The sequence below is a fragment of the Candidatus Polarisedimenticolia bacterium genome (assembly GCA_036001465.1).
Classification (GTDB): Bacteria; Acidobacteriota; Polarisedimenticolia; order Gp22-AA2; family Gp22-AA2; genus Gp22-AA3.
This window is the reverse complement of record DASYUH010000044.1, coordinates 1-24,449: the sequence shown is the minus strand read 5'-3', so window position 1 is coordinate 24,449 and position 24,449 is coordinate 1. Positions and strand designations below refer to the sequence as shown.

Annotated in this window: 30 protein-coding genes and 1 tRNA gene; 6 read left to right on the top strand and 25 right to left on the bottom strand. The window is 68.0% G+C overall.

The genetic code is table 11. The annotated features are described in order from the left end of the window. Position 1: 1 nt before the first annotated feature. The 23 genes from VGV60_09195 to VGV60_09085 all read right to left on the bottom strand — a co-directional run bounded on the left by VGV60_09195 (position 2) and on the right by VGV60_09085 (position 19,106). Positions 2 to 511 (bottom strand): YfiR family protein, encoded by a 510-nt coding sequence (locus tag VGV60_09195; protein ID HEV8701431.1) that lies wholly within the window; start codon positions 509 to 511, stop codon positions 2 to 4. A gap of 87 nt (positions 512 to 598) precedes the next feature. Next, positions 599 to 1,414: a response regulator gene (locus VGV60_09190; GenBank protein HEV8701430.1), complete on the bottom strand. Its 816-nt coding sequence runs from the start codon at positions 1,412 to 1,414 to the stop codon at positions 599 to 601. Between the two features lie 15 nt (positions 1,415 to 1,429). Continuing rightward, a complete protein-coding gene (locus VGV60_09185; GenBank protein HEV8701429.1) occupies positions 1,430 to 2,146 on the bottom strand; it encodes a histidine kinase dimerization/phospho-acceptor domain-containing protein in 717 nt (238 codons plus the stop codon). A gap of 145 nt (positions 2,147 to 2,291) precedes the next feature. Further along, complete coding sequence (locus VGV60_09180) at positions 2,292 to 3,302, bottom strand: threonine/serine dehydratase (protein ID HEV8701428.1); 1,011 nt, start codon at positions 3,300 to 3,302, stop codon at positions 2,292 to 2,294. Position 3,303: 1 nt separating this feature from the next. Further along, the gene (gene aroB / locus VGV60_09175) at positions 3,304 to 4,449 is read right to left on the bottom strand and encodes a 3-dehydroquinate synthase (protein HEV8701427.1); all 1,146 of its coding nucleotides are present in this window, start codon (positions 4,447 to 4,449) and stop codon (positions 3,304 to 3,306) included. A 10-nt stretch (positions 4,450 to 4,459) separates the two neighbouring features. Then, on the bottom strand, positions 4,460 to 4,975 hold the full coding sequence (gene atpF, locus VGV60_09170; protein HEV8701426.1) for a F0F1 ATP synthase subunit B: 516 nt from the start codon (positions 4,973 to 4,975) through the stop codon (positions 4,460 to 4,462). 13 nt (positions 4,976 to 4,988) lie between these two features. Next, entirely contained in the window at positions 4,989 to 5,213 is a 225-nt protein-coding gene (atpE, locus tag VGV60_09165; GenBank protein ID HEV8701425.1) for an ATP synthase F0 subunit C, read from the bottom strand. A 20-nt stretch (positions 5,214 to 5,233) separates the two neighbouring features. After that, complete coding sequence (gene atpB, locus VGV60_09160) at positions 5,234 to 6,067, bottom strand: F0F1 ATP synthase subunit A (protein HEV8701424.1); 834 nt, start codon at positions 6,065 to 6,067, stop codon at positions 5,234 to 5,236. Then, positions 6,064 to 6,447, bottom strand: coding sequence for a hypothetical protein (locus VGV60_09155; protein HEV8701423.1), 384 nt, complete (start codon positions 6,445 to 6,447; stop codon positions 6,064 to 6,066). The genes atpB and VGV60_09155 overlap by 4 nt, the downstream gene beginning before the upstream one ends. Then, positions 6,444 to 6,680 (bottom strand): AtpZ/AtpI family protein, encoded by a 237-nt coding sequence (locus VGV60_09150; GenBank protein HEV8701422.1) that lies wholly within the window; start codon positions 6,678 to 6,680, stop codon positions 6,444 to 6,446. The genes VGV60_09155 and VGV60_09150 overlap by 4 nt, the downstream gene beginning before the upstream one ends. Then, entirely contained in the window at positions 6,677 to 8,197 is a 1,521-nt protein-coding gene (locus tag VGV60_09145) for an NADH-quinone oxidoreductase subunit N (protein HEV8701421.1), read from the bottom strand. Before VGV60_09145 ends, VGV60_09150 begins: the two co-directional genes overlap by 4 nt. Continuing rightward, entirely contained in the window at positions 8,194 to 9,810 is a 1,617-nt protein-coding gene (locus tag VGV60_09140; GenBank protein HEV8701420.1) for an NADH-quinone oxidoreductase subunit M, read from the bottom strand. The genes VGV60_09145 and VGV60_09140 overlap by 4 nt, the downstream gene beginning before the upstream one ends. 17 nt (positions 9,811 to 9,827) lie before the next feature. Continuing rightward, positions 9,828 to 11,894 (bottom strand): NADH-quinone oxidoreductase subunit L, encoded by a 2,067-nt coding sequence (gene nuoL / locus VGV60_09135; protein HEV8701419.1) that lies wholly within the window; start codon positions 11,892 to 11,894, stop codon positions 9,828 to 9,830. A gap of 35 nt (positions 11,895 to 11,929) precedes the next feature. Beyond that, a complete protein-coding gene (gene nuoK / locus VGV60_09130; protein ID HEV8701418.1) occupies positions 11,930 to 12,235 on the bottom strand; it encodes an NADH-quinone oxidoreductase subunit NuoK in 306 nt (101 codons plus the stop codon). 12 nt (positions 12,236 to 12,247) lie between these two features. Further along, entirely contained in the window at positions 12,248 to 12,754 is a 507-nt protein-coding gene (locus tag VGV60_09125) for an NADH-quinone oxidoreductase subunit J (GenBank protein HEV8701417.1), read from the bottom strand. Positions 12,755 to 12,758: 4 nt separating this feature from the next. Continuing rightward, complete coding sequence (locus tag VGV60_09120) at positions 12,759 to 13,256, bottom strand: NADH-quinone oxidoreductase subunit I (protein HEV8701416.1); 498 nt, start codon at positions 13,254 to 13,256, stop codon at positions 12,759 to 12,761. Between the two features lie 4 nt (positions 13,257 to 13,260). Further along, on the bottom strand, positions 13,261 to 14,475 hold the full coding sequence (locus VGV60_09115; GenBank protein HEV8701415.1) for a complex I subunit 1 family protein: 1,215 nt from the start codon (positions 14,473 to 14,475) through the stop codon (positions 13,261 to 13,263). 9 nt (positions 14,476 to 14,484) lie between these two features. Beyond that, positions 14,485 to 15,582 (bottom strand): NADH-quinone oxidoreductase subunit D, encoded by a 1,098-nt coding sequence (locus VGV60_09110; GenBank protein HEV8701414.1) that lies wholly within the window; start codon positions 15,580 to 15,582, stop codon positions 14,485 to 14,487. Then, a complete protein-coding gene (locus tag VGV60_09105; GenBank protein ID HEV8701413.1) occupies positions 15,582 to 16,457 on the bottom strand; it encodes an NADH-quinone oxidoreductase subunit C in 876 nt (291 codons plus the stop codon). Before VGV60_09105 ends, VGV60_09110 begins: the two co-directional genes overlap by 1 nt. Positions 16,458 to 16,550: 93 nt before the next feature. After that, complete coding sequence (locus tag VGV60_09100; protein HEV8701412.1) at positions 16,551 to 17,042, bottom strand: NADH-quinone oxidoreductase subunit B family protein; 492 nt, start codon at positions 17,040 to 17,042, stop codon at positions 16,551 to 16,553. Further along, the gene (gene ndhC / locus VGV60_09095; protein HEV8701411.1) at positions 17,033 to 17,386 is read right to left on the bottom strand and encodes an NADH-quinone oxidoreductase subunit A; all 354 of its coding nucleotides are present in this window, start codon (positions 17,384 to 17,386) and stop codon (positions 17,033 to 17,035) included. Before ndhC ends, VGV60_09100 begins: the two co-directional genes overlap by 10 nt. A gap of 447 nt (positions 17,387 to 17,833) precedes the next feature. Beyond that, positions 17,834 to 18,460, bottom strand: coding sequence for a lytic transglycosylase domain-containing protein (locus VGV60_09090; GenBank protein HEV8701410.1), 627 nt, complete (start codon positions 18,458 to 18,460; stop codon positions 17,834 to 17,836). Positions 18,461 to 18,575: 115 nt separating this feature from the next. Next, positions 18,576 to 19,106, bottom strand: coding sequence for a DUF192 domain-containing protein (locus VGV60_09085; protein HEV8701409.1), 531 nt, complete (start codon positions 19,104 to 19,106; stop codon positions 18,576 to 18,578). Positions 19,107 to 19,241: 135 nt separating this feature from the next. On the opposite strand from VGV60_09085, the gene VGV60_09080 reads away from it, so the two are divergent. The 5 genes from VGV60_09080 to VGV60_09060 all read left to right on the top strand — a co-directional run bounded on the left by VGV60_09080 (position 19,242) and on the right by VGV60_09060 (position 22,778). Then, entirely contained in the window at positions 19,242 to 20,261 is a 1,020-nt protein-coding gene (locus tag VGV60_09080) for a glyceraldehyde 3-phosphate dehydrogenase NAD-binding domain-containing protein (protein ID HEV8701408.1), read from the top strand. Continuing rightward, on the top strand, positions 20,258 to 21,472 hold the full coding sequence (locus tag VGV60_09075) for a phosphoglycerate kinase (GenBank protein ID HEV8701407.1): 1,215 nt from the start codon (positions 20,258 to 20,260) through the stop codon (positions 21,470 to 21,472). The genes VGV60_09080 and VGV60_09075 overlap by 4 nt, the downstream gene beginning before the upstream one ends. An 8-nt stretch (positions 21,473 to 21,480) precedes the next feature. Continuing rightward, a complete protein-coding gene (tpiA, locus tag VGV60_09070; protein ID HEV8701406.1) occupies positions 21,481 to 22,227 on the top strand; it encodes a triose-phosphate isomerase in 747 nt (248 codons plus the stop codon). A 67-nt stretch (positions 22,228 to 22,294) separates the two neighbouring features. After that, positions 22,295 to 22,657, top strand: coding sequence for a preprotein translocase subunit SecG (gene secG / locus VGV60_09065; protein ID HEV8701405.1), 363 nt, complete (start codon positions 22,295 to 22,297; stop codon positions 22,655 to 22,657). 35 nt (positions 22,658 to 22,692) lie between these two features. Continuing rightward, a tRNA-Leu gene (locus VGV60_09060) sits at positions 22,693 to 22,778 on the top strand. A 19-nt stretch (positions 22,779 to 22,797) separates the two neighbouring features. Here the strand turns inward: VGV60_09060 and VGV60_09055 are convergent. Both VGV60_09055 and trxB read right to left on the bottom strand, forming a co-directional pair. Continuing rightward, entirely contained in the window at positions 22,798 to 22,980 is a 183-nt protein-coding gene (locus VGV60_09055) for a hypothetical protein (GenBank protein HEV8701404.1), read from the bottom strand. 3 nt (positions 22,981 to 22,983) lie between these two features. After that, entirely contained in the window at positions 22,984 to 23,910 is a 927-nt protein-coding gene (gene trxB, locus VGV60_09050) for a thioredoxin-disulfide reductase (protein HEV8701403.1), read from the bottom strand. A gap of 255 nt (positions 23,911 to 24,165) precedes the next feature. Here trxB and VGV60_09045 point away from each other — a divergent pair. Then, positions 24,166 to 24,449: hypothetical protein (locus VGV60_09045; GenBank protein ID HEV8701402.1), on the top strand; the 284-nt coding region annotated here is incomplete at its 3' end.

Here is a 24,449-nt window from a genome sequence, read left to right as displayed (position 1 = left end):
GCTAGGAGCCTCCCTGGTTCTTGATCTTGACAATTCCGGACAGCTTCAGGAATTCGGAGCTGATCTGCAACCCGGCACGCCGCGCCATCGGCACGTTGATCTCCGACTGGACCATGCCCTCCTGGAGGCGAAGGCGAACGATCCCCCCGAGACCCGTGAAGCCCGCCGCCTCTCCGACGGTCAGGACGCTCGACCCTCGAAGCCGGCCCAGCACCTCCGCCAGGTGCGCGGCCTCCGAGGAGCCGACGACGAGCACGTGACAGGCTTCCGCATCGGACGCCCTGGCGATCTTCCGGAACGCGACTTTCCGTCCGTTGACCGTCTTCCCCTCCACGGTGCCCTGAAACGCGTCGATGAGCGGGTCCTCCCCGAGAGCGCAGAAAATCATCGGCGAGCCGATGCCGGGGAAGGAGCGCGGAGGCCACTTGACGAACTTCGCGAGCGTGTAGATGAAGTGCGCCTTGATCTCGCTCTCGACGGCCGGGGGGAGGTCGGACTGGGGGAGCCCCACGCCCGGAAGGCCCAGGGAGAGAAGAGCACAACAGCCGAGAATCCGCCCGATTCGGGGCCGGCGGAAGGGCGCGCCTCCTTCATGCATTCAGGCCGCTTTTTCCGGAAGCACGGTCGGGCTGAACGTCAGGAGCGGAAGCTTCTCTTCCTGGGAGGTGCGGGGATCGCGGAAGGGGATGAAGCCGCGGTCGCGATCTTCCTTGGCGTAGAGGGTCGCGGCGATCTGGTTCAGCCGGCCGGCGATCTTCGCGGCCTCCTGGCGCGCCTCGGCGACCGTTCCGTGCAGGACGAAGGTCAGGCCGATCACGTCGTGCAGCTCGACCGGCCCCGGATCCTTGTGGTCGCGCAGGTACTCCTCGACCGTGCTGGTGAACTGCCTGTACGCCTCGCTGACCTTGAACTCGCCGTACTTCTTCCGGAAGACGTCCATGGCGCGCGGGTTCCACTCGAGGTTCACGATCTGGCTCTCCTCGCCGCGGGCGCGTCTCTGCCGCTGCTCTTCCAGGACCCCCTGGGCGTGGCCCTGGCGCTCCTTCCGGAGCTCCAGCAGCCGGGCGATCGACCTGGCAAGGTCCTTGGTGCTGAACGGCTTGGTGATGTACTCGTCCGCGCCGCAGTCCTTCCCCCAGAAGACATCCTGCTGGCCGCTCTTGGCGGTGAGCATGATGACCGGTACGCCATGGGTGGCGGGATCGGTCTTGACCCGGCGGCAGACCTGGAAGCCGTTCACCTTCGGCATCATGACGTCGATGATCACCAGGTCGGGCTTTTCGTCGCGGACCATGGCCAGGGCCTGCTCGCCGTCCTCCGCCAGCACCACGGCGTAGCCGTCGGTCTCGAGACTCATCCTCAGGATCTCGCGGATGTTCGGGGAATCGTCGGCGATGAGGATCTTAGAGGGCATGATCGAGTCTCCGCATCAGGCTGTCGCCCGACCGCGGCCTTCGGCCGCCTGCGCCGCCCTGGCGCGCGCCGAGGCGTCGTCGAGAAGAGAGAGCATCATTTGCAGGCCCTTGCCGAGCATGTCGAGGAGGCGCACCTGCTCGTCCGTGAGCCTGCCGAGCCGCCCCGACTCCAGGAGCTCGACCGCGCCGCTCATCGAAGTCAAAGGCGTCCGCAGGTCGTGCGACAGCTGGCGAATGGCGTCCCCCTCGCGCGGCCCGAGACCGAACACCTCGGTGATCTCCATCACCAGGACGGCCATGCTCCCGTCGCGCGCCGCCCCGATCGGGACGACGGAGACCGAGTAGAAGCGCTGCCGTTCCAGGACGACCGAGACGAGACGATGGGCCCGGGCGGACAGGCGCCGCGCGTCGTCGATGGCGGCGGCGATCCCCTCGAGCAGGACGTCGAGATCCTCTTCGTCCGGCGGGACGCGCGCCGGAACCGGCCGGCGCAGCGCCGCCTCCCAGCCGCTCGAGCGCACGACCCATCCGGATCGATCGACCACCAGGAGCGCGGCGCCGAGATCGAACTTCTCGAGGCCCGGCTCCGTCGCCCCCTCGGCAGGGGGCTCAGCAGAGGCGCGCGCTGCGCGGGCCCGCGCGGCGCGGAACTCGCCGCCGCGCGCCATGTTCGCGCGCCCCTTCTCCCGATCCTTCTCGTCCGTGTTCGCTCCGGAAGTTTTCCTGGCCATGCGATCGAGCCTCCGGCCCTCTTGCGGGCCTGCTACGGCAGACGAAAGTTCCCTCGGGCAATATAGGATTGCCGCGGCGCATCGCAAGGAGGGTCTACGCCGCCAAGGAATTGACACGGGGCGGGTCGGTGCGGGACCGGTTCGCCTACAGCTCCCCGGTGAGAACGCGGCGGAGGGTGCCGGAGTCGATATTCCCTCCCGACAGGACGACGCCGACGGTCCGTCCCGCGAGCGCCTCCCGCAGGCGGATCAGGCCGGCCAGGCCGGCGGCGCCGGCTCCCTCGGCGAGGTTGTGCGTGGTCCGCAGCAGGAGCCGGAGGGCGGCGGCGATCTCGGCCTCCGAGACGGTCACGAACCCTTCCAGCCCGGCCCGCAAGGCCGGGAACGTCATCTCGTACGCGTTGCGCGTCGCCAGCCCGTCCGCGAACGTGTCGGCCGAGTCCCGGGAGACCGGGTGCCCCTGGTGCCAGGAGTCATGGATGGCGGAGGCCCTCTCCGCCTGGACCCCGTAGACCTTCAGGTTCGGGCGCAGCTCGCGCGCCGCGACCATGGCGCCGACCGCCTGCGATCCCCCCCCGACCCCGATGACTAGGGCGTCGATCCGCCGGGTCTCCTCCAGGATCTCGAGCGTCAGGGTGGCGGCCCCGGCGATGACCGTCGGGTCGTTGGTGGAATGGGCCAGGTGCAGGCCCCGTTCGGCCCGGAGCGCGTCGGCGGTGCGCACCACCTCGTCGTAGTCGCGCCCTCCTTCGATCAGCTCGACCCCGAAGCCGCGCATCGCCTCGTTCTTCTCGGGATTGTTCCCCTTGGGGACGCAGATCGTGACCCGGGCGCCGAGGAGGCTCCCCGCCCAGGCCAGCCCCAGCCCGTGATTGCCGCGCGTGGCGGCCACGAGGCCGCGCCGCCGCGTCGCCTCGGGCAAGGCGCTCACCAGGGACAGACCGTTGCGCGCCTTGAAGGAATTGGTCGGGTTGTGGTTCTCATGCTTGACGAGGACCCGGATGCCGCCGCCGACGGCCTCGTCGAGCGCCGGGTACGAGCGGAGGGGGGTCTTCGGCAGGAACGGGCTCAGGCGCTCGCGCGCGGCCAGGACGTCCTGGAAGGTGATCGGCCACACGGCGGAGCCCGGCCCGCTGGGGCGACCGGAGAATGTCATCTCAGGCCTCGGCCGCGATGAGGGGACGCGGCCGCGACCGCACCCGCCTGAGGTCCGTGAGGATCTCCATCACCAGAGCGTCGTCCACCTGGACGGCATAATCCCCCCGGACGCTGGTCATGCTGCCAATCCGCCCTGGAAGAGCGTAGGCGATCCGGCCCTGCCGGTTCTTCTTGTCGTGACGGGCCACCTCGAGGAGGGCGGCCGGCGAGAACGCGGGCGGGATCGCGGTCGGCAGCCCCGCCCTCTCGCACAGCGTCTGGATCCGCCTGGCGGCGGCGGGGGCCAGGATCCTGGCGCGCGCGGCGAGGCGCGCTTCCGCCACCATGCCGATCGACACCGCCTCGCCGTGGGCCAGGCGGAAGCCGGACAGGGTCTCGACGGCGTGGCCGATGGTGTGGCCGAAATTCAGGATCTTGCGCCGGTTCGACTCGCGCGGGTCCGTGCTGACGACCCGGGCCTTGATCCGGCAGCAGGCCTCGATGACGCGCGCCATCACGTCCGGCTCGCGCTTCAGGATCCGATCGAGGTGCGACTCCAGGGACGCGAACAAGCCGCGGTCGGCGATGACGCCGTACTTGATCACCTCGGCCAGGCCGGAGGTGTACTGCCGCGCGGGAAGGGTCTTCAGGTAATCGACGTCGATGTACACGGCGGCCGGCTGGTGGAACGCGCCGATCAGGTTCTTCCCCGCCGGGTGGTTGATGCCGGTCTTCCCGCCGATCGCCGAGTCGACCATGCCGAGCAGGGTCGTCGGGATCTGGACGCAGGGGACGCCGCGCTTGAACGTGGCCGCCACGAAACCGACCAGGTCGCCGACGACGCCCCCGCCCAGGGCCACCAGCGCCGTGTCGCGTCCGGCCCCCAGGCGGATGATGCCGTCCTCGATCTCGTCGCGAACCCGGCGCGACTTGCTCCCCTCCCCGGCGGGGAAGGAGACCAGATCGGCGGAGAGGCCGCGCCGCCGGAACGCCGCGAGGAGCGATTCACCCTGGCGGTGCAGGTGGGAATCGGTGACGATGATGTAGCGCTGTCCCAGAGGGCGCTTGCGCAGGGCGACGGTCAGCCGGGGCGCGAGGCCCCGCCCGATGCGGACGTCGTACGACTCGTCCGCCACGCGGCGCAGATGGATCGGGACGCGGATCACAGGAGGGATCCTACCGCGTTTCTCCCTGCCCGATGGCGCTGAGGTCCCGGACGTAGCCGTCCACGAGTTCGCGCTGGTGGCTGTCGTCCAGGGAGCGCGAGATGAGGCGCTCCGCCGCCTGGATCGCCAGATCGGCCACCTGACGCCTGAGATCCTCCATCGCCTTCTTCTGCTCGTACTGGACCTGCTTCTTCCCCTGCTCCACGAGATCCTGGGCCTCCTTGCGGGACTTGGCCAGGATCTCGGCGCGCACGATCTCGGATTCGCGCTTGCCCTGCTCGATGAGCGCCGCGACCTCGCGCCGCGCCTGCGCCAGGGTCTCCTGGTGCCGGCGCGCGGACTCCTCGGCCTCGGCCCGGGCCTTCTGGGCCTGATCGAGCGACTCCTTGATCGTCTTCTCCCGCTCCTCGAGGGTCAGCAAGAGAGGCTTCCAGGCGAACTTGCCCAGGAGGAACGCCAGGACGGCGAAGGTGATGATCGTCCAGATAATGGTCCCCGGGTCCGGGGTGATCAGCTGCGAGCCCATGGCGGCCGCCTCTCTACTTGAAGGCGAGGAGGACGCAGATGACCAGCGCGAACAGCGTCGCCCCCTCGATGAGCGCCGCGGCGATGATCATCCCCGTGCGGATGTCGCCCGCCGCCTGCGGCTGCCGCGCGCTCCCTTCCATCGCGGCCGCAGCCAGCCTTCCGATCCCCGCCGCACCGCCGATGACGGCGAGGCCCGCACCGATGCCCGCCGCGAAATACGCCAGTGAGTTGCCCATCTCCATGCCCGATCCCCCCCTCAGTGTTGTGAATGCACCGCCATGCCGATGAAAAGCGACGTCAACATCGTGAAAATGTATGCCTGCAGGAAGACGACCAGAAGCTCGATCCCGCTGATGAACAGGGCCAGGGGAACCGAAAGTATGACACCCACCCACACGGACTTCAGGATGAACACCAGGCTGAACAGGGACAGGATCGCCACGTGCCCCGCGGTCATGTTCGCGAACAGACGCACGCACAGGGCGAACGGCTTGGTGAACATGCTGACGATCTCGACCGGGATCATGATCGGCAGCAGCCAGAACGGCATGCCGTGCGGCACCAGATTCTTGAAGTGGCCGACCAGTCCATACTCGCGCACGCCGCCGATCTGGATCACCACAAATGCCAGCCCTGCGAGACCGGCGGTCACGCCGATGTTCGAGGTGGCGGTGGCGCCGTACGGGAGAAGCCCCAGCCCGTTGCAGAACAGGATGAACACGAAGGTGCTCAGCAGGTACGGCACGTAGCGGTCGCCGTGATGACCGATGTTCTTGCGGGCCAGCTCGTCCCGCACGAACACCACGACCGCCTCCATGAGGTTGTGCATGCCCCGGGGGGCCAGGGTCCGCCGCCGCGTCGCGAGCCAGGCGACGAGGAGGAGCAGGGCCGACGCGATCCACATCATCACGACGGATCGGGTGATCGGCAGATCGCGGCCGAGCAGATGAAGCGTCGGCAGGTGGACCTCTCCGACGAACGGCAGCTCCAGCGTCTGCGAGTCGAGGACGTGGTGGGCGATCAGCTCCGCGGCGTTGAACTTCCACGCCTCTCCGGCTTGTTCGACCGCATCGTGGGCCGGCACGCTCATGCCGCCTTCCCTTTCGTTCCCTTCAGCACGAACCGGACCTCCAGCGCCTGGAACGCGAAAAAGAACCCGACGATCGACAGCGCCGCCGCCGCCAGGCTGCAGTCCGCCGGCCGTCGCAGGCCGATGTAGATCAGAACGGCGCCGAACAGCAGCATCCGCCCCAGGATGCCCAGCATCACCGCCCCGAGAAACCGACGCGGACCACGCTCGAGCGAGCCGGCCAGAAGCGCCATCCCGCCGATCGCCCCCAACGAGGCCACCGCGGCGCCCAGGAGCGCCCCGCGCACCGCCGCCTCGCCCAGGCCTTCGCCCCAGGCGGCGACGAGGGCCGACCCGATCGCGGCCAGAGCCGCCACCCCCAGGGCGTACCGCGCGATCACGGCGCCCCCTTCCCCCGGCCCGGACCGTGATCCTTTGGCGGGAGGACCAGCCGGAAGAAATTCACGAAGCCGCCGATCATCCCCAGGATCAGCCCGGCCAGCATCCACCACGGCTTCGTCCCGAACCGCCGATCGAGCCACCAGCCGATCGCCCCGAAGGCCACCATCGGGGCGATCAGCATCGTGCCGATCTGTCCGTACTTCCGCACATCGTCGACGGGCCCCGGGCTCACGAGGCCCAGGGCGCCAGGGCCAGGATCGACTTCGATGCGAAGGCGATGATCGGCTGCGGATAGATGCCGAACAGCAGCGTGAACGCGATGCAGGCCACGAGCGCCGCGCGCTGTCCCCAGGACGGCGCGAAGCGCTCGGCATCCTCCGGCGCCCGGATGTACATGTTCACGACGACCCGGATGTAATAGTAGAGCGAGATCGCGCTGTTGATCACCGCCACCACCGCCAGCCACGCGTAGCCGGCCTTGATCGCGGCCCCGAACAGGAACCACTTGCCGATGAAGCCGGCCGTCGCCGGAATGCCGGCGAGCGACAGCATGAAGACCAGCATCGCGAACGCGGCCCAGGGGGCCCGCCGCGACAGCCCCGCGAAGTCCGCCACCCGGTCCCCCGCCACCTGCTCGCGCCGCAGCGCGATCACCAGGGTGAAGGCCCCGATGTTCACGAAGGTGTAGATGAGCAGGTACAGCAGGACGGCCGTCAGCCCGTACTCGCGCGTCGCGACCGTGCCCTTGAGCCCCAACGCGATCATTCCCAGAAGGACGTAGCCGGCGTGCGCGATCGACGAATAGGCGAGCATCCTCTTCATGTTGTCCTGCAGGATGGCGGCGACGTTGCCCAGCGTCATGCTGGCCACCGCCAGGATCGCCAGGAGCGTCGCCCAGCGATCTCCCAGCGGCAGGAAGCTCATGGAGCACATGCGGGCCAGCACCACGAAGGCCGCCGCCTTGGATCCGGTGGACAGGAACGCCGTCACCGGCGTCGGCGCCCCCTCGTACGCGTCCGGCGCCCACATGTGGAAGGGGACCGCCGCGACCTTGAATCCCAGCCCCACGATCACCAGGATCACGCCCAGGATGAAGATCGGGGCCTCGGCGGAGGCCAGGGCCATCTTCGCGCGGGAATACCCGATGATCGAGAGGACCGTCGTCCCGGTCGTGCCGTAGATGAGGGACAGGCCGTACAGGAACACGCCCGTTGAGAACGACCCGAGCAGGAAGTACTTGAGCGCCGCTTCGTTGGATTTCCGGTTGGCCTTCAGGAACCCCACGAGGATGTAGAACGCCAGGGCCATCGTCTCGATCGACACGAAGATCGTGATCAGGTCGGTTGCGGACGCCAGGAACATCATGCCGGCGACGGCGAACAGGATCAGGGCGTAGTACTCCCCCACGTTGGCGCCCTCGAAATCCAGGTAGCGGCTCGACACCAGGATGGTGAGCATCGCCGAGAGGAGGAACACCACCTTGAAGAAGATGCTGAAGGCGTCGATGACGTACATGCCGTTGAAGCCGATGGTCATCCCCGGCTCGCGCAGGGCCTCGAGACCGAAGCTCCAGACGAAGGCCAGGACCGTGACGAGCGTCGTGAGGCAGGCCAGAAACGAGAGCGCCGGCGCCCAGATCGTCCTCGCCTTGTCGGAGATCGTCGAGAGGACGAGCACCAGGAAGGCGCTCAGGATGAGCACGATCTCCGGGCCGATCAGGCGCAGCTGGTTCGGGTCGAACGGCGTCATCGGCCCGGCGTCCCCCCCTCGACCGTCGTGGCCGCCGCGGTCTGCCCGGCGGCCTCCGCGGAGGAGACCCGTGCGGCGATCTCGGCCACCGGCTTCTCCAGGATCCGGAACAGCGGCTTCGGATACAGCCCGATCCAGAAGCAGCAGACCACGATCGGCGCGAGGGTCATGATCTCGCGGAAGTCGAGGTCCTTGAGCGTGGCGTTCTCGGGGTTGTCGAGCTTCCCGAACATGGTGCGCTGGTACAGCCACAGCATGTAGGCCGCCCCCAGGACGATTCCCAGGGCGCCGCACACCACCCAGAACTTGCCCCCCACATGCAGGCCCAGAACCTCGAACCCGTAGCCCGCCGGGATGCCGTAGGCGCCCACCAGGATGGTGAACTCGCCGATGAAGCCGTTCAGCGTCGGCAGGCCGATCGAGGACAGAGTGATGATCATGAACAGGGTGGCGTAGATCGGCATCTGCTTCGACAGCCCGCCGAATTCACTGATCATCCGAGTGTGGCGCCGCTCGTAGATCAGGCCGACGAGCAGGAAGAGCGCCCCGGTGGAGAGGCCGTGGTTGATCATCTGCAGGATGCCGCCGTTCAGGCCGGGCTGGTTGAGGGCGAACACCCCCAGCATGCAGAAGCCGAGATGGCTGACCGAGGAGTAGGCCACCAGCTTCTTCCAGTCCTTCTGGACCATCGCGACCAGCGCCCCGTACAGGATGCCGATCACCGAGAGCGCCAGCATGTGCGGCAGGTAGTGCCGCGTGGCGCTGGGCAGCATCGGCAGGGAGAAGCGGACGAACCCGTAGGTGCCCATCTTCAGGAGCACGCCGGCCAGGATGACCGAGCCGGCGGTCGGCGCCTCGACATGCGCGTCGGGCAGCCAGGTGTGGAACGGGAACATCGGCACCTTGATGGCGAACCCGATGAAGAACGCCAGGAAGATCCACTTCTGCATCTCGAGCCACTCCGGCTGGTTCAGCGGGCCCAGGACGCGGATGAACTCGGTGATGTCGAAGGAGTACCCGCCGCCGGTGATCTGGGGATAGTAGAAATAGACCGCCAGGATCCCGAGGAGCATCAGGACCGAGCCGAGCAGCGTGTACAGGAAGAACTTGATGGCGGCGTACAGCTTCCGCGGACCGCCCCAGATGCCGATCAGGAAGTACATCGGCACCAGCATCGCCTCCCAGAAGATGTAGAACAGGAAGAAATCCAGGGAGATGAACACGCCCATCATGCCGGTCTGCAGGAGCAGCATGAAGATGTAGTACTCCTTGACGCGCTCGGTGACCGCCGTCCAGGACGACAGGATGGAGAGGAAGCCCAGGAACGTGGTCAGGAGCAGGAGAAGGAGCGAGATGCCGTCGATGCCGATGTAGTACTGGACGCCGATCGAGGGGATCCACGAGAGGCGCTGCTCGAACTGGAAGCCGCCGCGGTCGGCGTCGTACAGGAAGAACAGCGGCACCGACAGGAGAAAGTCCGCGAGGGCGATCCAGGTCGCCGCGTGCATGATCGGGCCCTTCTTCTCCTTGTCGACCACCAGGAGCGCCAGGGCCCCGACGAGCGGCAGGAAGGTGACGATGTTCAGGACGTTGTCGACATACCAGTGAGGCATCTTTCAATCCCCCGCGTTCAGTGGCCCGTGGAGAGCAGGTAGACGCTCACCAGGACGAAGATCCCGAAGACCATGGCCGTGGCGTACGATTGCACGAGTCCGGTCTGGAGCTTTTTGAACGTCCAGGAGAACCCGCGCACGATGTAGCCGGCCGTGTTGACCAGGCCGTCGACCACGTACGTGTCGAAGCCGACCGAGATGTAGGACGTGGCGAGCGTGACGTAGCCCGCCGCGTTCACGATACCGTCCACCGCCCACTTGTCGAACAGGAAGGCCCATCGGCAGAGGGCGTCGTAGGGCGCCAGGATGATCTTCCCGTACAGCTCGTCGACGTAGTACTTGTTGGCCAGGAGGCGGTACAGGCCGCGCGCGCGCTCGGCCAGCCGCGCCGGCGTGTCCGGGCGGCGCTCGTAGAAGACCCAGCCGAGGAACAGCCCGAAGATTGCGATGCCCAATGAGACGAACATGAGGGTGATCTCGAGTCCCGGCGAGTGTGCGGCGACGTGCGCGTGCGTCCCCTCCCCCGCCTCGAAGACCGGCGCGAGATAGCGTCCGAAGCGATCCGCCATGCCCTCCGTCAAGGCGACCGCTCTCGGGATCCCGACCCACCCGCCGACCACGGACAGGACCGCCAGGGCCGCCAGCGGCACGGTCATCGTGCGCGGCGACTCGTGCAGGTGATGCCGCGCCTCCTCGGAGAAGCGCTCCTCGCCCCAGAAAACCAGGATATAGAGCCGGCACATGTAGAAGGCGGTCAGGCCGGCGGTGACGGCCCCCACGAGCCAGAGGATCGGGCTCCCGTTGAACGCCGCCCAGAGGATCTCGTCCTTGGAGAAAAACCCCGCGAACGGAACGATTCCGGCTATCGCCAGCGTCGCAGTGGCGAACGTGGCGTGCGTCCAGGGGGTGTGCTTGCTCAGGCCCCCCATCTTGCGGATGTCCTGCTCGCCGGACAGGGCGTGAATGACCGAGCCGGCCCCGAGGAACAGGAGCGCCTTGAAAAAGGCGTGCGTCATGAGGTGGAAGACGGCGGCCGAGAACGCCCCCACCCCGGCGGCCAGCATCATGTAACCGAGCTGCGACACGGTCGAGTAGGCCAGCACCTTCTTGATGTCGGTCTGCACGAGCCCGATGCTCGCCGCGAAGAGAGCGGTCAGGGCGCCGACGATCGCCACGGTGAGCATCGCATTCGGCGCGTGCAGGTACAGCGGCGCCATGCGGCAGGTGACGTAGACGCCCGCCGTCACCATGGTCGCGGCGTGGATGAGCGCGGAGACCGGCGTCGGGCCGGCCATGGCGTCCGGCAGCCAGACGTACAGCGGAATCTGCGCCGACTTGCCGCACGCCCCCACGAACAGGAGCAGGGCCGCCGCCGTGCACACGCCCGTGGTCAGGCCCCCGACTCTCGACAGGATCCCCTGGATGTCGAGGGTCCCCGTGGCCCCGAACAGCGTCAGCATCCCCAGGACGAATCCGACGTCCCCGATCCGGTTGGTGATGAACGCCTTGCGCCCGGCGTCGGCGCACGACATGCGGGTCTTCTCGTCGAACATCCGGTCGTAGTAGAAACCGATGAGCAGGTACGAGCAGAGCCCGACCCCCTCCCAGCCGACGAACACCACCGGGAGTGAGGCCCCGAGGACGAGGGTCAGCATCATCGCCATGAACAGGTTGAGGTAGGCGAAGAACCGCGCGTGGGCCGGACGCGGCTCGTGCCCCATGTAGCCGATCGAGTAGACGTGGATCAGGAAGCCGACGCCCGTGACGACCAGCAGCATGACCGCGGACAGCGGGTCGAGGGCGAAGGCCCAGTCGACGCTCAGCTCCTGCCCGCCCTCCGAGCGCCCCATCGGCATCCACGAGCCGAGCACCTGGGTCACGCGATGGGCGTGCGCGTCCACCGCGAGGCCCGGCACGGAGGCGAGATGCGCCACGTCCCCCAGCGCGAGGACGGCTCCCAGGGAGACCAGGAACGACAGCAGCACCGCGCCGCAGGCGACGTACCCGACCGCCTGGCGCGGCAGGATGCGCGGCCCGAGCAGTCCGTTGAGGACGAAGCCCGCCGCGGGGAAGAGCGGGATCATGAAGAGCCATCCGAGACACGCCACGCCCGTCCCCCTCAGCCTTTCATGATGTGGACTTCGTCCACGTAGATGGTGTCGCGGTTCCGGAACAGGGCCAGGACGATGGCCAGGCCGACGGCCACCTCGCCGGCCGCCACGGCGATGGTGAACACGCTGAACACCTGACCCATCAGGTTCTGCAGCCTCTGGCTGAACATGATGAAGTTGATGTTCGCCGCGTTCATGATCAGCTCGATCGACATCAGGATGATGATGGCGTTCCGGCGCGTCAGGACGCCCAGGACCCCGACGGCGAAGAGCAGCAGGCTGAACACCAGCACGTGATTCGGCGGGACCGGCATGGCCTCCTCGTCTCAGTACTTCTGGCGCGCCAGGACGATGGCGCCGATCATCGCCACGAGCAGCAGGACCGAAGCGATCTCGAAGGGCAGGAGAAAGTCCCGGTACAGCGCCATGCCGATCGACTGGAGGTTGCCCGCCGGTTCCGCCTGCGGCCCCGGCATCGGCAGGTCGGCGGCCAGCGGGGCCCGGGAGTAGAGGTACAGGATCAGCCCGATCGCCACGGCCCCGAGGGTCCCCGAGACGGCCGCGTGCACGCGGACGCCCGGACTCCGGAGGTCCTTGAGGTTGACCAGCATGATGACGAACAGGAACAGGACCACGATCCCGCCGGCATAGACCAGGACCTGGACCGCCGCCACGAACTCGGCGCGCAGGAGGATGTACACGGCCGCCACGCACAGGAAGGTCAGGACCAGGTAGATGGCGGAGTGGACGACGTTGCGGCCGGCGATCACCATGACCGCCGACACCAGCGCGATCGAGGCCAGGATGTAGAAGATCACCGCCGCCGGTTCCACCGCCCTACTCCTTGTAGTCCTTCGGATCGACGCCGTTCAGGAGGGTCTTGAGAGGGGCCACGAACCCCTCGCGCTTGAAATCCGCCATTTCGTAGTCGTGGGACATGTAGATGGCCGTCAGCGGCTTCGTCGGGCAGGGATCGACGCACAGCCCGCAGAAGCAGCAGCGCTCGTAGTTGATCTCGAACGACACCAGCCGCTTCCCCTTCCCGTCCGGCTTCTTCTCCGACACGATGTGGATGCAGTCGTCCGGGCAGACGGTCTCGCACAGGTGGCAGGCGATGCACAGCTCCTCGCCGTTCTCCGGGTGGAAGCGCAGGCGCGGCACGCCCCGGAAGCGCGGCGAGAGCTCCACCCGCTCCTTGGGGTACTCGACCGTGATGTGCGGCCGGAACTGGTTCTTGAGGGTCACCCAGAGCCCGACCCAGAGCTCCAGGAGGAGAAACATCTTCAGGAATTCCCGCAGATCGGAGCCGGGCTTCACGTCCATGATTTTCGCCACGAGCTCACCCCGTGATCAGGATCGCCAGCCCCGTGCCGATGACGTTCACGACCGACAGGGGAATGAGCCACTTCCAGCCGAGCGCCATCAGCTGGTCGTAGCGGTAGCGCGGGTAGGTGCCTCGGAACCAGATGTACATGAACAGGAAGAACGACACCTTGAGCGAGAACCAGAACATCCCGGACACCGCCGCCATGTGCCAGCTGGCGAGACCCAGCACGTCGTTCCGGGCGATCAGGAAGCCGAGGGCGGCCCCGGCGATCCCTCCCGCGAACATCAGCCGCAGCCCCCCGCCCAGCCGCTGGTCGAGGAGCCAGCCGAGGAAGGCGCCGGCGACCAGGGGCCCCAGCACCAGCCAGCCGTTCTCGAGGAAGTCCAGCGCCGCGACGTTCGGGAACGGCCGCAGCCAGCCGCCGAAGAAGAGGATGGTCGCGATCGACGACACCACGATCATGTTGGTGTATTCGGCCAGGAAGAACAGGGCGAACTTCATCCCAGAGTACTCCGTGTGGAAGCCGGCCACCAGCTCGGCCTCCGCTTCGGGCAGGTCGAACGGCACGCGGTTCGTCTCGGCCACCGCCGCGATGAAGTAGCAGAAGAACCCGAAGATCTGCGGGACGACGTACCAGACGCCGGCCGCCTTCTGGGCGTTCACGATCCCGACCATCGAGGCCGTGCCCGTCAGCATCATGACCCCGATGATGGCGAAGCCGAGCGGCACCTCGTACGAGATCATCTGCGCCGACGAGCGCAGCGCCCCCAGGAGCGAGTACTTGCTGTTCGACGCCCAGCCCCCCAGGATGACGCCGTAGATCCCGAGGGACGAGATGGCCAGGAGGTAGACCAGCGCGATGTTGATGTCGGTGATGAACGGCTGCACCGTGTAGCCCAACACCGTGAACGGCTCGGAGGCGAACGGAATGACCGCCAGCGCGGCCAGCGCCGGGATCACGGTGACGACCGGCGCCAGGGTGAACAGGAAGCGGTCCGATTTCTCCGGGATCGTGTCTTCCTTGATCAGGAGCTTCACGGCGTCGGCGATCGGCTGCAGGATCCCGTGCCAGCCGACGCGGCGCGGCGCCAGGCGCACCTGCATGAACCCGAGGACCTTGCGCTCCACCAGCTGCAGGTAGGCGATGAGGAGCGGCAGGACCATGACGACGACCAGGATCTGGGCGGCCGGGATCACCAGCGTCTGGATGAGCGCGTTCTGGTCCATGGTCCCCTTCTACCGGTCCACGTCGCCGAGGACGATGTCGATCGAGCCGATGACCGCGACGATGTCGGCGATGAGCAGTCCCTTGCACATGAGCGGCAGCGCCTGCAGATTGACGAACGACGGGGCCCGGAAGCGCATGCGGTACGGCATCTCGCCGCTCTTGTGGACGATGTAGAACCCCTGCTCGCCACGCGGGCTCTCCACCACGTGGTACACCTCGCCGGTCGGCGGCTTGATGTACTTCGGCACCTTGGCGCGCACTTCCCCTTCGGGCAGCTTGTCCAGGGCCTGCCGGATGATGCGGCAGGACTGCCGCATCTCCTCCATGCGCACGATGTAGCGGTCGTAGGTGTCGCCGTTCCTCCCGACCGGCACGTCGAACTCGAACTGGTCGTAGGAGGAGTACGGCTGCGCCCGGCGGACGTCGTAGTCCACCCCGGAGCCGCGCAGCGTCGGCCCGCTGGCCCCCAGGGCCACGGCGTCCTCGGGCTTGAGGATGCCGACGCCGCGGGTGCGGCCGAGCCAGATCCGGTTGACCGTCAGGAGGTCCTCGTACTCCTTCTCGCGGGACGGGAAGATGTCGATGAACTGGCGCACCCGGCCGGTCCAGCCCGCCGGCAGGTCCTCGTAGAGCCCGCCGATGCGCATCGAGTTGTAGGTCAGGCGCGCGCCGCAGAATGCCTCGAACAGGTCGAGGATCATCTCCCGCTCGCGGAAGGTGTAGAAGAAGACGGTCATCGCCCCGAGGTCGAGGGCGTGCGTCCCGAGCCACAGGAGATGCGAGGCGATCCGCTGCAGCTCGGCGAGGATCACCCGGATGTACTGGGCGCGCGGCGGGACGGTCAGCCCCATCAGCTTCTCCACCGCCCCGCAGTACCCCAGGTTCTCGGAGATCGCCGCCACGTAATCGAGCCGATCGGTCAGAGGCTCGATCATCGGGTAGGTGCGGTGCTCGCAGAGCTTCTCGACCCCGCGGTGCAGGTAGCCGATCACCGGGCGCATGTCGGCCACCTCTTCGCCGTCGAGGGTCAGCTTGAGGCGGAGCACCCCGTGGGTCGAAGGGTGCTGCGGCCCCATGTTGATGTCCATCTCCTCGGTGCGAAACATCAGCCCCGGCCCTCCCCGGTCTTTTCGACTTCCTTCTTCCAGCCGAAGCCCTTGATGGGCGACTTGTCGTAGGTGTAGACGTGCTCCGCCGTGGTCACCTGCCGGAACTGCATGTGATCTTCGGGCTTCCCCTCGAGAGGGTAGTCCTTGCGCAGGGGGTGCCCCACCCACTCGTCGGTCATCAGGATGCGGGTCATGTCCGGGTGGCCATGGAAACGGATGCCGAACAGGTCGAAGACCTCGCGCTCGTGCCAGTTGGCCGTCGGCCAGACGCGGCAGGCGGTCGGCGGCTGCTCCCCTTCTCCGACGTCGACTTTCAAATTGAGCCTGTGGCGCCTGGTCAGCGAGAACAGATGATAGACGACCTCGAACGGCTTCGGCCTCTCCGGCCAGTGCACCGCCGTCAGATTGCTCAGGTAGTCGAAGCGCAGGTCGGGTTCGTCGCGCAGGAAGCGCCAGATCGTCTCGGCGCGCTCCTGCTTCAGCTTCACCGTCACCTCGCCCGCGTAGAACACCGTCTCGATGATCTCATCGGCGAATCGCTCCTTCAGCCGGTCGAGCGCAACCGACGGCACCGCGGCCAGGAGGGGGTTCGGCTTGGGCGGCGCCGGTGGCGGCGGGGCTGCGGGAGTCGCCTTCGCGGGAGCCGCCGCCGCGGGGACGGGCGGCGCGGGGGCGGCAGGAGCCGGTGCGGGCGCGGCAGGTGCCGGTGCGGGAGCGGCAGATGCCGGCGCGGGCGCGGCAGGTGCCGGCGCGGACGGCGCTGCCTCGGGCGATGCGGGGGCGGTCGCCGGCGGCGCCGGCTGGGGCGCCTGTGCGGGCTCGTCCCCAGGGGTGGCAGGTGGCTGCGGCTTGTCGTCCTTCTCGTCGCTCATGTCCGCCCGAGCCCCCCGTCGCTCGCGCTTTTTTTCACAAGCGCCCGCGGCCCGCCGGCCGCGCCGCTCTTGTGTTCGTAAGGGCCAGCTGTTCTAGGCGGTCGCCCGCCCCGCGACAGTCATCCTGTCGATCTTGTCCTGCAATTTGAGGAAGCCATAGAGGAGGGCTTCCGGGCGCGGCGGGCAGCCCGGGATGTACACGTCCACCGGGACGATTCGGTCGACCCCCTGCACGACGCTGTAGGTCGGGAACGGCCCCCCGCAGGTGGCGCAGGCGCCCATCGAGATGACCCACTTCGGATCCGGCATCTGCTCATAGAGCCTTTTGATGACGGGGGCCATCTTCTCGCAGACCGTGCCGGCGACAATCATCACGTCCGACTGGCGCGGGGTGGCGCGAAACACGCCGGCCCCGAACCGGTCGATGTCGTAGCGCGAGGCCACCGTCGCCATCATCTCGATGGCGCAGCAGGCCAGTCCGAAGGACATCGGCCACAGGGCAGACTTGCGCGCCCAGTTGAAGAGCTTGTCCACCGTCGTCGTGATGATGTTGGGGTGCTCGAAGGCACCTTCAATCAGACCCACTCCAGGGCTCCTTTCTTCCAGACATAGGCGTACCCGACGATCAGGATGCCGAGGAAGACGAGCATCTCCAGGAACCCGAACATCCCCAGGGCACGGAACTTCACCGCCCACGGGAACAGGAATATCGTCTCGACGTCGAACACCACGAACAGCACGGCGATGACGTAGAACCGGACCGGATAGCGGGCCCGCGCCTCGCCGCTCGGAGGCACGCCGCACTCGTAGGCCTCGGCCTTGACCGGGTTGTACCGGGCCGGCCGGAGCAGGCGCGCGACCACCAGGGTGACCACCGGGAAGACCGTGGCCACGGCGAGGAAGATCAGGATGGGAGCGTACTCGACCACGCGGCGCCTCCCCGGCACACACACCGCCCGCTTGCGTGGCCGCGGGCGCTACGGAGGGCGTAAGGTAGCACCACGGGCCGGAAAGTGTCAACGCCGCGACCCGCCGAGACAACGCCTGTTTCGGACGCCCGCCCCGGCCTCCCAGCCAACACCGGCGTTCCCCCGGCGGATCGCGGCGTCACTCTTCTCATCTGCTGCCTGCGGCCGAAGCGCGCGAGCGGCACGCGAGGGTGTCTCCACGACACACCAAGAGGGGCGCTTCACGGCGGCGGACGGGGCGTGTCAGGCTCAGGTGGCGGGCGCGGCGCGGTGTGGCGATTTCGAGACGCGGTTGCCCGGACGAGAAGGTCGCTGAGGGTACACGCGGCGAGCCATGAGCCGCACCGCGCCCCGCCCCGCCACCCGTGACTGAGAACTGCCCGATCCGCAGCGCGGGAGGGGCGAGCCTCAGGGGGTGTAGTGGGAGAGCACCTTCTCGGCGTAGTCCATCGGCAGATCGGCTTTCGCCTCGTTGAGCTCGGCGATGCGCCCGGGGCCGTGGTTGTAGGCGGCCAGGGCGACCGACAGGTCGTTGAACTGGGAGATCATCTTTGTGAGGTAATAGGCGCCCATTTCGATATTCGCCTGCGGATTGCGCAGGAGATCCTCGCCGCTCCATTCCATGCGCAGATCGTGGGCAATTTCCTGGGCGGTCGAAGGGAGGATCTGCATCAGGCCGACCGCCCCCTTGTTCGACAGGGCGTTGATGTTGAATGCGCTCTCGATCCGGATGACCGCCAGGATCATCTCCGGCGGCAGGCTGTACCGCACGGACGCCTGGTGGATGGAGCCGGCAATGTCGTTCACCGTCTCCTGCGGCAGCCGGATGCGCTCGTTCTCGAGGAAGTCACGCAGGAGCATGACGGTCTGCAGGCGTTGATTCTGGTCCCGCAGGCTGTCGATCTTCCCCTTCTGCGCCTGGACGAGGGCGCTGACCTCATTCAAGCTGTGGATGCGCACCTGGTACCGCACTCCCATGAAGAACCCGAAAACCAGGGACGCGATCGCGAAGAGCGTTTGCGCGAAAAACTTCATCGTCACCTCCTGAAACCCCGAGTCGTATCCTGTCCTTTACGACGAATCCGCCGGAGGGTCAAGGCGAAACGGTCCGCTTATTCGCGCTGTTGGCCTCCTGACGCACCGACGATTTTCAGTCGCCGGATTGCGGAACGGTGATCGCCAGACGATCCCCCGTCCGAAGGGCTTCCGCGGCCGCCGTCCCGGCTCGCACCTCGAGAACGGACGACACCATGCGCAGCGGGCCGTAGCTGGGACACGGATCCGCCTTGCAGGGCGGTGTGCCCGCTTCGATGTGGACGATCGCGCCCTTGTCGTCCATCCAGATGATGTCGAGCGGGACGAGCGTGTTCTTCATCCAGAACGGGTGAAAGCCCGGCTCGGGAAAAACGAACACCATGGCGTCGTTCTCCCCCACCTCGCGGCGGAACATGTAGCCGCGCGCCCAGCGCTCCGGCGTGTCGGCGATCTCGGCCTTGAGCACGCGCCCTTTCGGGAACCGCACTTCGGCGCGCCGTGCGTCCCGCCGAGGCTCCGCGGGCGCCCCGCCGGCCTGCTGCGGCGCCGCGCTTGGTCCCGCATTCCCCGGCGGCGCCGCGGTGCATCCTCCCGAGGGCGCGCCGGCCGCGACGGCGATCGCCAGAACGGAGCGTCCAAGGGTCATCAGAGGGTCCCTTATCAATTCACCTCCATAACCACGCTACGGCTCGACTTGTCGGGGATGCCGCGCATCCTACACGCCGCCCGCGCAACACGTCAAGAACCGCGCGGGATATACTGGGGCGTTCCGGAGGAGCGCGTGGCGATCCGCATCGGCATCAACGGCCTGGGCCGCATCGGGCGTGGCTTCCTGCGCCTGGCGCTGGGGCGCGACGACCTGGAGGTCGTCGCGGTGAACGATCTGGCCGCGCCCGGGATCCTGGCGCACCCCCTGCGGCACGACTCCCTGGCGGGACGGCTCGAGGTCGAAACGGTCGCCCGGGACGGGGCGATCGTCGCGGGCGGCCGCACCATCCGCTGCACCCGCGTCGCCGATCCGGCCGCCATCCCATGGGACGGCGTGGACGTGGTGCTCGAGGCGACCGGCCGGTTCGTGTCACGCGCCGCCGCATCCGGGCATCTCGAGTCCGGCGCCCGGCGGGTCATCATCACCTCCCCTTCCCCCGACGCCGACCTGACCGTGTGCTACGGCGTGAACCACCACCTGTTCGATCCGGCGCGTCATCTCGTCCTGTCGAACGCCTCCTGTACCACGAACGCCATGGCGGCGATCCTGTCGGTGAGCCAGCGGAGCTTCGGTGTCGAGCGGGCGGCGATGACCACGGTGCACTGCTACACCAACAACCAGGTGCTGGTCGACGCGCCCCACGCCGATCCGCGCCGGGCCCGGGCCGCCGGGATGTCGATGATCCCGACCTCGACCACGGCGGCCGACGCCATCGGCCAGGTCCTCCCCGAGCTGGCCGGGCGGGTGCACTGCCTGGCGGTGCGCGTCCCGACCGCGGCCGTGTCGATCATCGACCTGACCATCGTCCTGAAGAAGGCGGCCGACCTCGTGGCGGCGCGCGCCGCGTTCCGGCAGGCCGCGGAAGGAGATCTCCGGGGCATCCTCGGGCTCTCCGACGAGGAGCTGGTGTCGATCGACTACCTGGGGGACACGCGCTCCGCGGTGATCGACGTGCCGCTCCTGTCGCTCGACGGCGGGACGTTCCTGAAGGTCTTCGCCTGGTACGATAACGAGCGCGGCTACGTGCAGCGCCTGGCCGATCTGGTGCGCCACATGCATCGCGGGGATCGCGGCGCGCGGATGTCGGGATGACGATCCGCAAGGTGTCGGTGCGCGACCTGGACGTCCGCGGCCGGAGGGTGTTCGTCCGGGCCGATTTCAACGTGCCGCTCAAGGACGGCGGGGTGGCGGACGACACGCGCATCCGCGCCTCCCTCCCCACCCTGAAGCTGCTCCTCGATCGTGGCGGGCTGCCGGTCGTCGCCTCGCACCTTGGCCGGCCGAAGGGCCGGATCGTGCCCGGGATGAGCCTGAAGCCCGTGGCCCTGCGCCTCGGGGCGCTCCTTGGAACGGAGGTGCGGATGGCGGACGACTGCGTCGGGGAACGGGCCGCTCAGATGGCCGGGGCGCTGCGCGCCGGAGAGGCGCTGGTCCTCGAGAACCTCCGCTTCCACCCCGAGGAGGAGGCGAACGACGCCGAGTTCTCGCGCCGCCTGGCCTCCCTGGCCAATCTGTACGTCAATGACGCGTTCGGCACGGCCCACCGCGCGCACGCCTCCGTGGTCGGCATCACGCGGCACCTCGCCACCCCCGCCTCGGGCCTCCTGATGGACGGCGAGATCAAGGCCCTGACCCGCCTGCGGGAGAATCCCGACAAGCCGTACGTGGCGATCCTCGGTGGGGCCAAGGTTTCGGACAAGATCGATCTCATGCTCAACCTGATCGACAAGGTGGAGGCGATCCTGATCGGCGGCGCCATGGCCTACACGTTCATGAAGGCGCGGGGGGTGCCGATCGGCGGCTCGCGATCGGAGGATGATCGCCTCGACCACGCGAACGCCATCTTGACCCGCGGCATGAACTCGGGCGTGCGCATCCGGCTGCCCCTGGACCACGTCGTCGCCCGCTCCCCCGAGCCCGGCAGTCCGTGCCGGACCACCTCGGGCCCGGAGATCGAGGACGGGTTCGTCGGGCTGGACATCGGGCCGCAGACGCGCGCCGCTTACGCCGCGGAGATCGAGAGGGCGCGCACCGTGTTCTGGAACGGCCCGGTCGGATTGTGCGAAGTGCCCCCTTATGACGAGGGGACCGGGGCCCTGGCCCGGGCCATCGCGGCGACGGGGGCCTTCTCGGTCGTGGGAGGGGGCGATTCGATCGCCGCCGTGAACCGCCTGGGGCTCGTCTCGGGCTTCTCGCACCTGTCGACCGGCGGCGGCGCGTCGCTCGAGTTCCTGTCCGGGGTCGACCTGCCCGGCATCCTGGCGCTGGCCGATGCCGCCCCGGACGCGGCTCGGGCCCGGTGAGGGGGCCCATGCTCCGCCTCCTGATCGGCAACTGGAAGATGCACCTGACGGTCTCGGACGCCCAGGCGTACGTGCGGACGCTCCTGCCCCTCCTGAAAGTCGCCGGCGACCGCGAGATCGCCCTCGCCCCGCCGTTCGTCGCCCTGAGCGCGATCGCCCGCCTCCTCGAGGGGAGTCCGGTGCGCCTGGCGGCGCAAAACCTGTTCTGGGAGGACGAGGGGCCTTATACGGGGGAGATTTCGGGTCCGATGCTCCAGGAGGCGGGCGTGACCTACGTCCTGGTGGCGCACTCCGAGAGACGACGCCATCTCGAGGAATCGGATCGCGCAGCCTCCCGCAAGATCGCCGCCGCCCTGCGCTGCGGCCTGTCGCCGGTGCTCTGCGTGGGAGAGGACGAGATGGAGCGGACATCGGGCAAGGCGGCCACGGTGGTGCAGACGCAGCTGGCCCGCGGCCTGGAGGGGGTGGCACCGGGCGCCGCTCCCCGCCTGCAGATCGCCTATGAGCCGGTCTGGGCCATCGGCACGGGCAAGTCGGCGACCCCCGCCCAGGCGGCCGAGATGCATGATCTGATTCGCAGGGAGCTGGCGGGACTGTTCGGCGAGGCGGGCTCGGGAGTGCGCATCCTCTACGGCGGAAGCGTGACCTCGTCGAACGTCGACGAGCTGATGCGCACGCCGGGAGTGGACGGAGCGCTCGTCGGCGGCGCGTCGTTGAAAGCCGACGAATTTGCCCGTATCACCGCGTATCGCTGAGGGATTGAACGCCTGTGGCACGGTGTGCTAGGGTTAGCGTCTTCTTCTGGGAGGCACGTCGAAGAGCATGGAAATCGCGCTGATCGTCCTGCACGTCATCGTCTGCTTCATCCTGATCATGGTGGTCCTCCTGCAGAGCGGCAAGGCGGCCGATCTGGCCGGCGCCTTCGGGGGCGGCGGCAGCCAGACCGCCCTCGGCAGCCGCGGGGCCGCCACGGTCCTCACCAAGGCGACGACCATTGCGGCCATCCTGTTCATGATGACCTCCCTCGGCCTGGCCCTGATCGGGTCGCGGCGGGGCGGAGGCTCGGTGCTCGACGAGGCGGCACCCTCGACCCAGGCGGCGCCGGCCAGTCCGACGCCCCAGCCCGAGGCCCCGGCCGACGCCGGCGCGGCGCCTCAGCCGGCGGCCAGCCCGGCCCCGAAATAGGAAATGACCCGGAGCGGCGGCCGCCGCTCCGTCGTGCCGGAGTGGTGGAACTGGCAGACACACCATCTTGAGGGGGTGGCGCCCAAAAGGCATGCGGGTTCAAATCCCGCCTCCGGCACCAACTTCACCCCCGCGGGGGTCTACTCTTCCTCGTCGTCGTCTTCCAGAAGGGCTTCGATCTCCTCCGGGTCCAGCCCCTGGAGGATGCGCTTGATCCGCAAGAGGTTCTCGACGTCCGAGGCGTAGCGCGCCTCCGGGCGGGCCTTGAGGACCACCACCGCCCGTTCGATCGATTCGAGCAGCTCTTCCATCAGATCGCCCACGGGTCAGTGGCCCTCGGCTTCGAGGAAGCGCTCCGCGTCGATCGCGGCCATGCAGCCGCTGCCGGCGGCCGTGACCGCCTGGCGGTAGACGTGGTCCTGGCAGTCCCCCGCGGCGAACACGCCGGGAATGCTGGTCCGGCTCCCCTCGTGCGTGACGATGTAGCCGGCCTTGTCGAGCTCGAGCTGCCCCTCGAACAGGCGGGTGTTGGGTGTGTGGCCGATCGCGACGAACAGGCCGTCGATCTTCTTCACGGTTTCCTCGCCCGATTTCAGGTTGCGCACCCGCGCTCCCTCGACCTTGTCCTTGCCGAGGACCTCCTCCACCGCGGTGTCCCAGAGAAAATCAACCTTGGGATTCTTGCGGGCCCGGTCCTGCATGATCTTGGAGGCGCGCAGCGCGTCGCGACGGTGCACGATGGTCACCCGGCGCGCGAACTTGGTCAGGAAGGTCCCTTCCTCGATCGCCGAATCCCCCCCGCCGACCACCATCAGGTCCTTCTCCTTGAAGAAGTACCCGTCGCAGGTGGCGCAGGTCGACACCCCGTGTCCCAGGAGCCGTCGCTCGGACTCGAGCCCGAGCATCCGCGCCGACGCTCCGGTCGCCACGATGAGGGTCCTGCAGAGCGTGTCACCGTGGCCGGCGACCGTCAGGCGGAAGGGCCGCTGAGACAGGTCGGCGGCGGTGGCCGCCCCGCTCAGGTACTCCGTGCCGAAACGCGCCGCCTGCTGGCGCATTTTTTCGATCAGCTCCGGGCCGAGGACTCCGTCCGGGAACCCCGGGAAATTCTCGACGTCGGTCGTCAGGCTCAGCTGCCCGCCCGACTCGTGGCCGTCGACGAGCAGGGGTTTCAGGTTGGCCCGCGCGGCATAGACCGCCGCCGTCAGCCCGGCGCATCCGGATCCGAGAATCACCACATCTCTGGCCTTCATGCCACTTCCCTTCTCCCCATCCGCCGTCGGGCGCGCCTCCGGCAGAGGGACCACCCGCCAAGGGCCGCACATCATAGCATCTCTCACATAGTGGTGCCGAGAGTGTGGTAGCGGGATGGTAGCGGGAAACGTTCACGGGCGGGAACTGTCCTGTCTTGGGTGTTCACCCGCGAACGGGGTAATGGCCATACTCGGGTGCGGCTCCAGGTTCCGGTGTAAGCTCGATTCTGGCCTGCATCTTGATAGATGCCGGTCATGGACCGCGCCGTCATCGTCGAGTTGGTGCGCCCGGAATCCTTCGTTCCTGCCTTCTGTCCCTGGCCCGCGTGCGCCGAGCACCATCGACGCAATGGGATCTTGCGCTGTCTTTCGCACGGCACCTACCGACGCCGATGCGACGGCCGGGTCGTGCCCCGGTTCCGCTGCCTCAGCTGCGGTCGCACCTTCTCCCAGCAGAGCTTCGCGTTTTCCTATTACCTGAAGCGTCCGGAGCTGAGCCGGCCCATCGCCGCCGGCCTGGTGGCCGGCTCGGCGCATCG

Excerpts from the sequence above, each read along its gene's own strand:
- VGV60_09190 (HEV8701430.1), bottom strand. The coding sequence starts at position 1,414 with ATGCCCTCTAAGATCCTCATCGCCGACGATTCCCCGAACATCCGCGAG.
- VGV60_09185 (HEV8701429.1), bottom strand. The coding sequence starts at position 2,146 with ATGGCCAGGAAAACTTCCGGAGCGAACACGGACGAGAAGGATCGGGAG.
- VGV60_09180 (HEV8701428.1), bottom strand. The coding sequence starts at position 3,302 with ATGACATTCTCCGGTCGCCCCAGCGGGCCGGGCTCCGCCGTGTGGCCG.
- atpF (HEV8701426.1), bottom strand. The coding sequence starts at position 4,975 with ATGGGCTCGCAGCTGATCACCCCGGACCCGGGGACCATTATCTGGACG.
- atpE (HEV8701425.1), bottom strand. The coding sequence starts at position 5,213 with ATGGGCAACTCACTGGCGTATTTCGCGGCGGGCATCGGTGCGGGCCTC.
- atpB (HEV8701424.1), bottom strand. The coding sequence starts at position 6,067 with ATGAGCGTGCCGGCCCACGATGCGGTCGAACAAGCCGGAGAGGCGTGG.
- VGV60_09145 (HEV8701421.1), bottom strand. The coding sequence starts at position 8,197 with ATGACGCCGTTCGACCCGAACCAGCTGCGCCTGATCGGCCCGGAGATC.
- VGV60_09140 (HEV8701420.1), bottom strand. The coding sequence starts at position 9,810 with ATGCCTCACTGGTATGTCGACAACGTCCTGAACATCGTCACCTTCCTG.
- nuoL (HEV8701419.1), bottom strand. The coding sequence starts at position 11,894 with ATGATCCCGCTCTTCCCCGCGGCGGGCTTCGTCCTCAACGGACTGCTC.
- nuoK (HEV8701418.1), bottom strand. The coding sequence starts at position 12,235 with ATGCCGGTCCCGCCGAATCACGTGCTGGTGTTCAGCCTGCTGCTCTTC.
- VGV60_09115 (HEV8701415.1), bottom strand. The coding sequence starts at position 14,475 with ATGGACCAGAACGCGCTCATCCAGACGCTGGTGATCCCGGCCGCCCAG.
- VGV60_09110 (HEV8701414.1), bottom strand. The coding sequence starts at position 15,582 with ATGTTTCGCACCGAGGAGATGGACATCAACATGGGGCCGCAGCACCCT.
- VGV60_09105 (HEV8701413.1), bottom strand. The coding sequence starts at position 16,457 with ATGAGCGACGAGAAGGACGACAAGCCGCAGCCACCTGCCACCCCTGGG.
- VGV60_09090 (HEV8701410.1), bottom strand. The coding sequence starts at position 18,460 with ATGAAGTTTTTCGCGCAAACGCTCTTCGCGATCGCGTCCCTGGTTTTC.
- VGV60_09085 (HEV8701409.1), bottom strand. The coding sequence starts at position 19,106 with ATGACCCTTGGACGCTCCGTTCTGGCGATCGCCGTCGCGGCCGGCGCG.
- VGV60_09075 (HEV8701407.1), top strand. The coding sequence starts at position 20,258 with ATGACGATCCGCAAGGTGTCGGTGCGCGACCTGGACGTCCGCGGCCGG.
- tpiA (HEV8701406.1), top strand. The coding sequence starts at position 21,481 with ATGCTCCGCCTCCTGATCGGCAACTGGAAGATGCACCTGACGGTCTCG.
- secG (HEV8701405.1), top strand. The coding sequence starts at position 22,295 with ATGGAAATCGCGCTGATCGTCCTGCACGTCATCGTCTGCTTCATCCTG.
- trxB (HEV8701403.1), bottom strand. The coding sequence starts at position 23,910 with ATGAAGGCCAGAGATGTGGTGATTCTCGGATCCGGATGCGCCGGGCTG.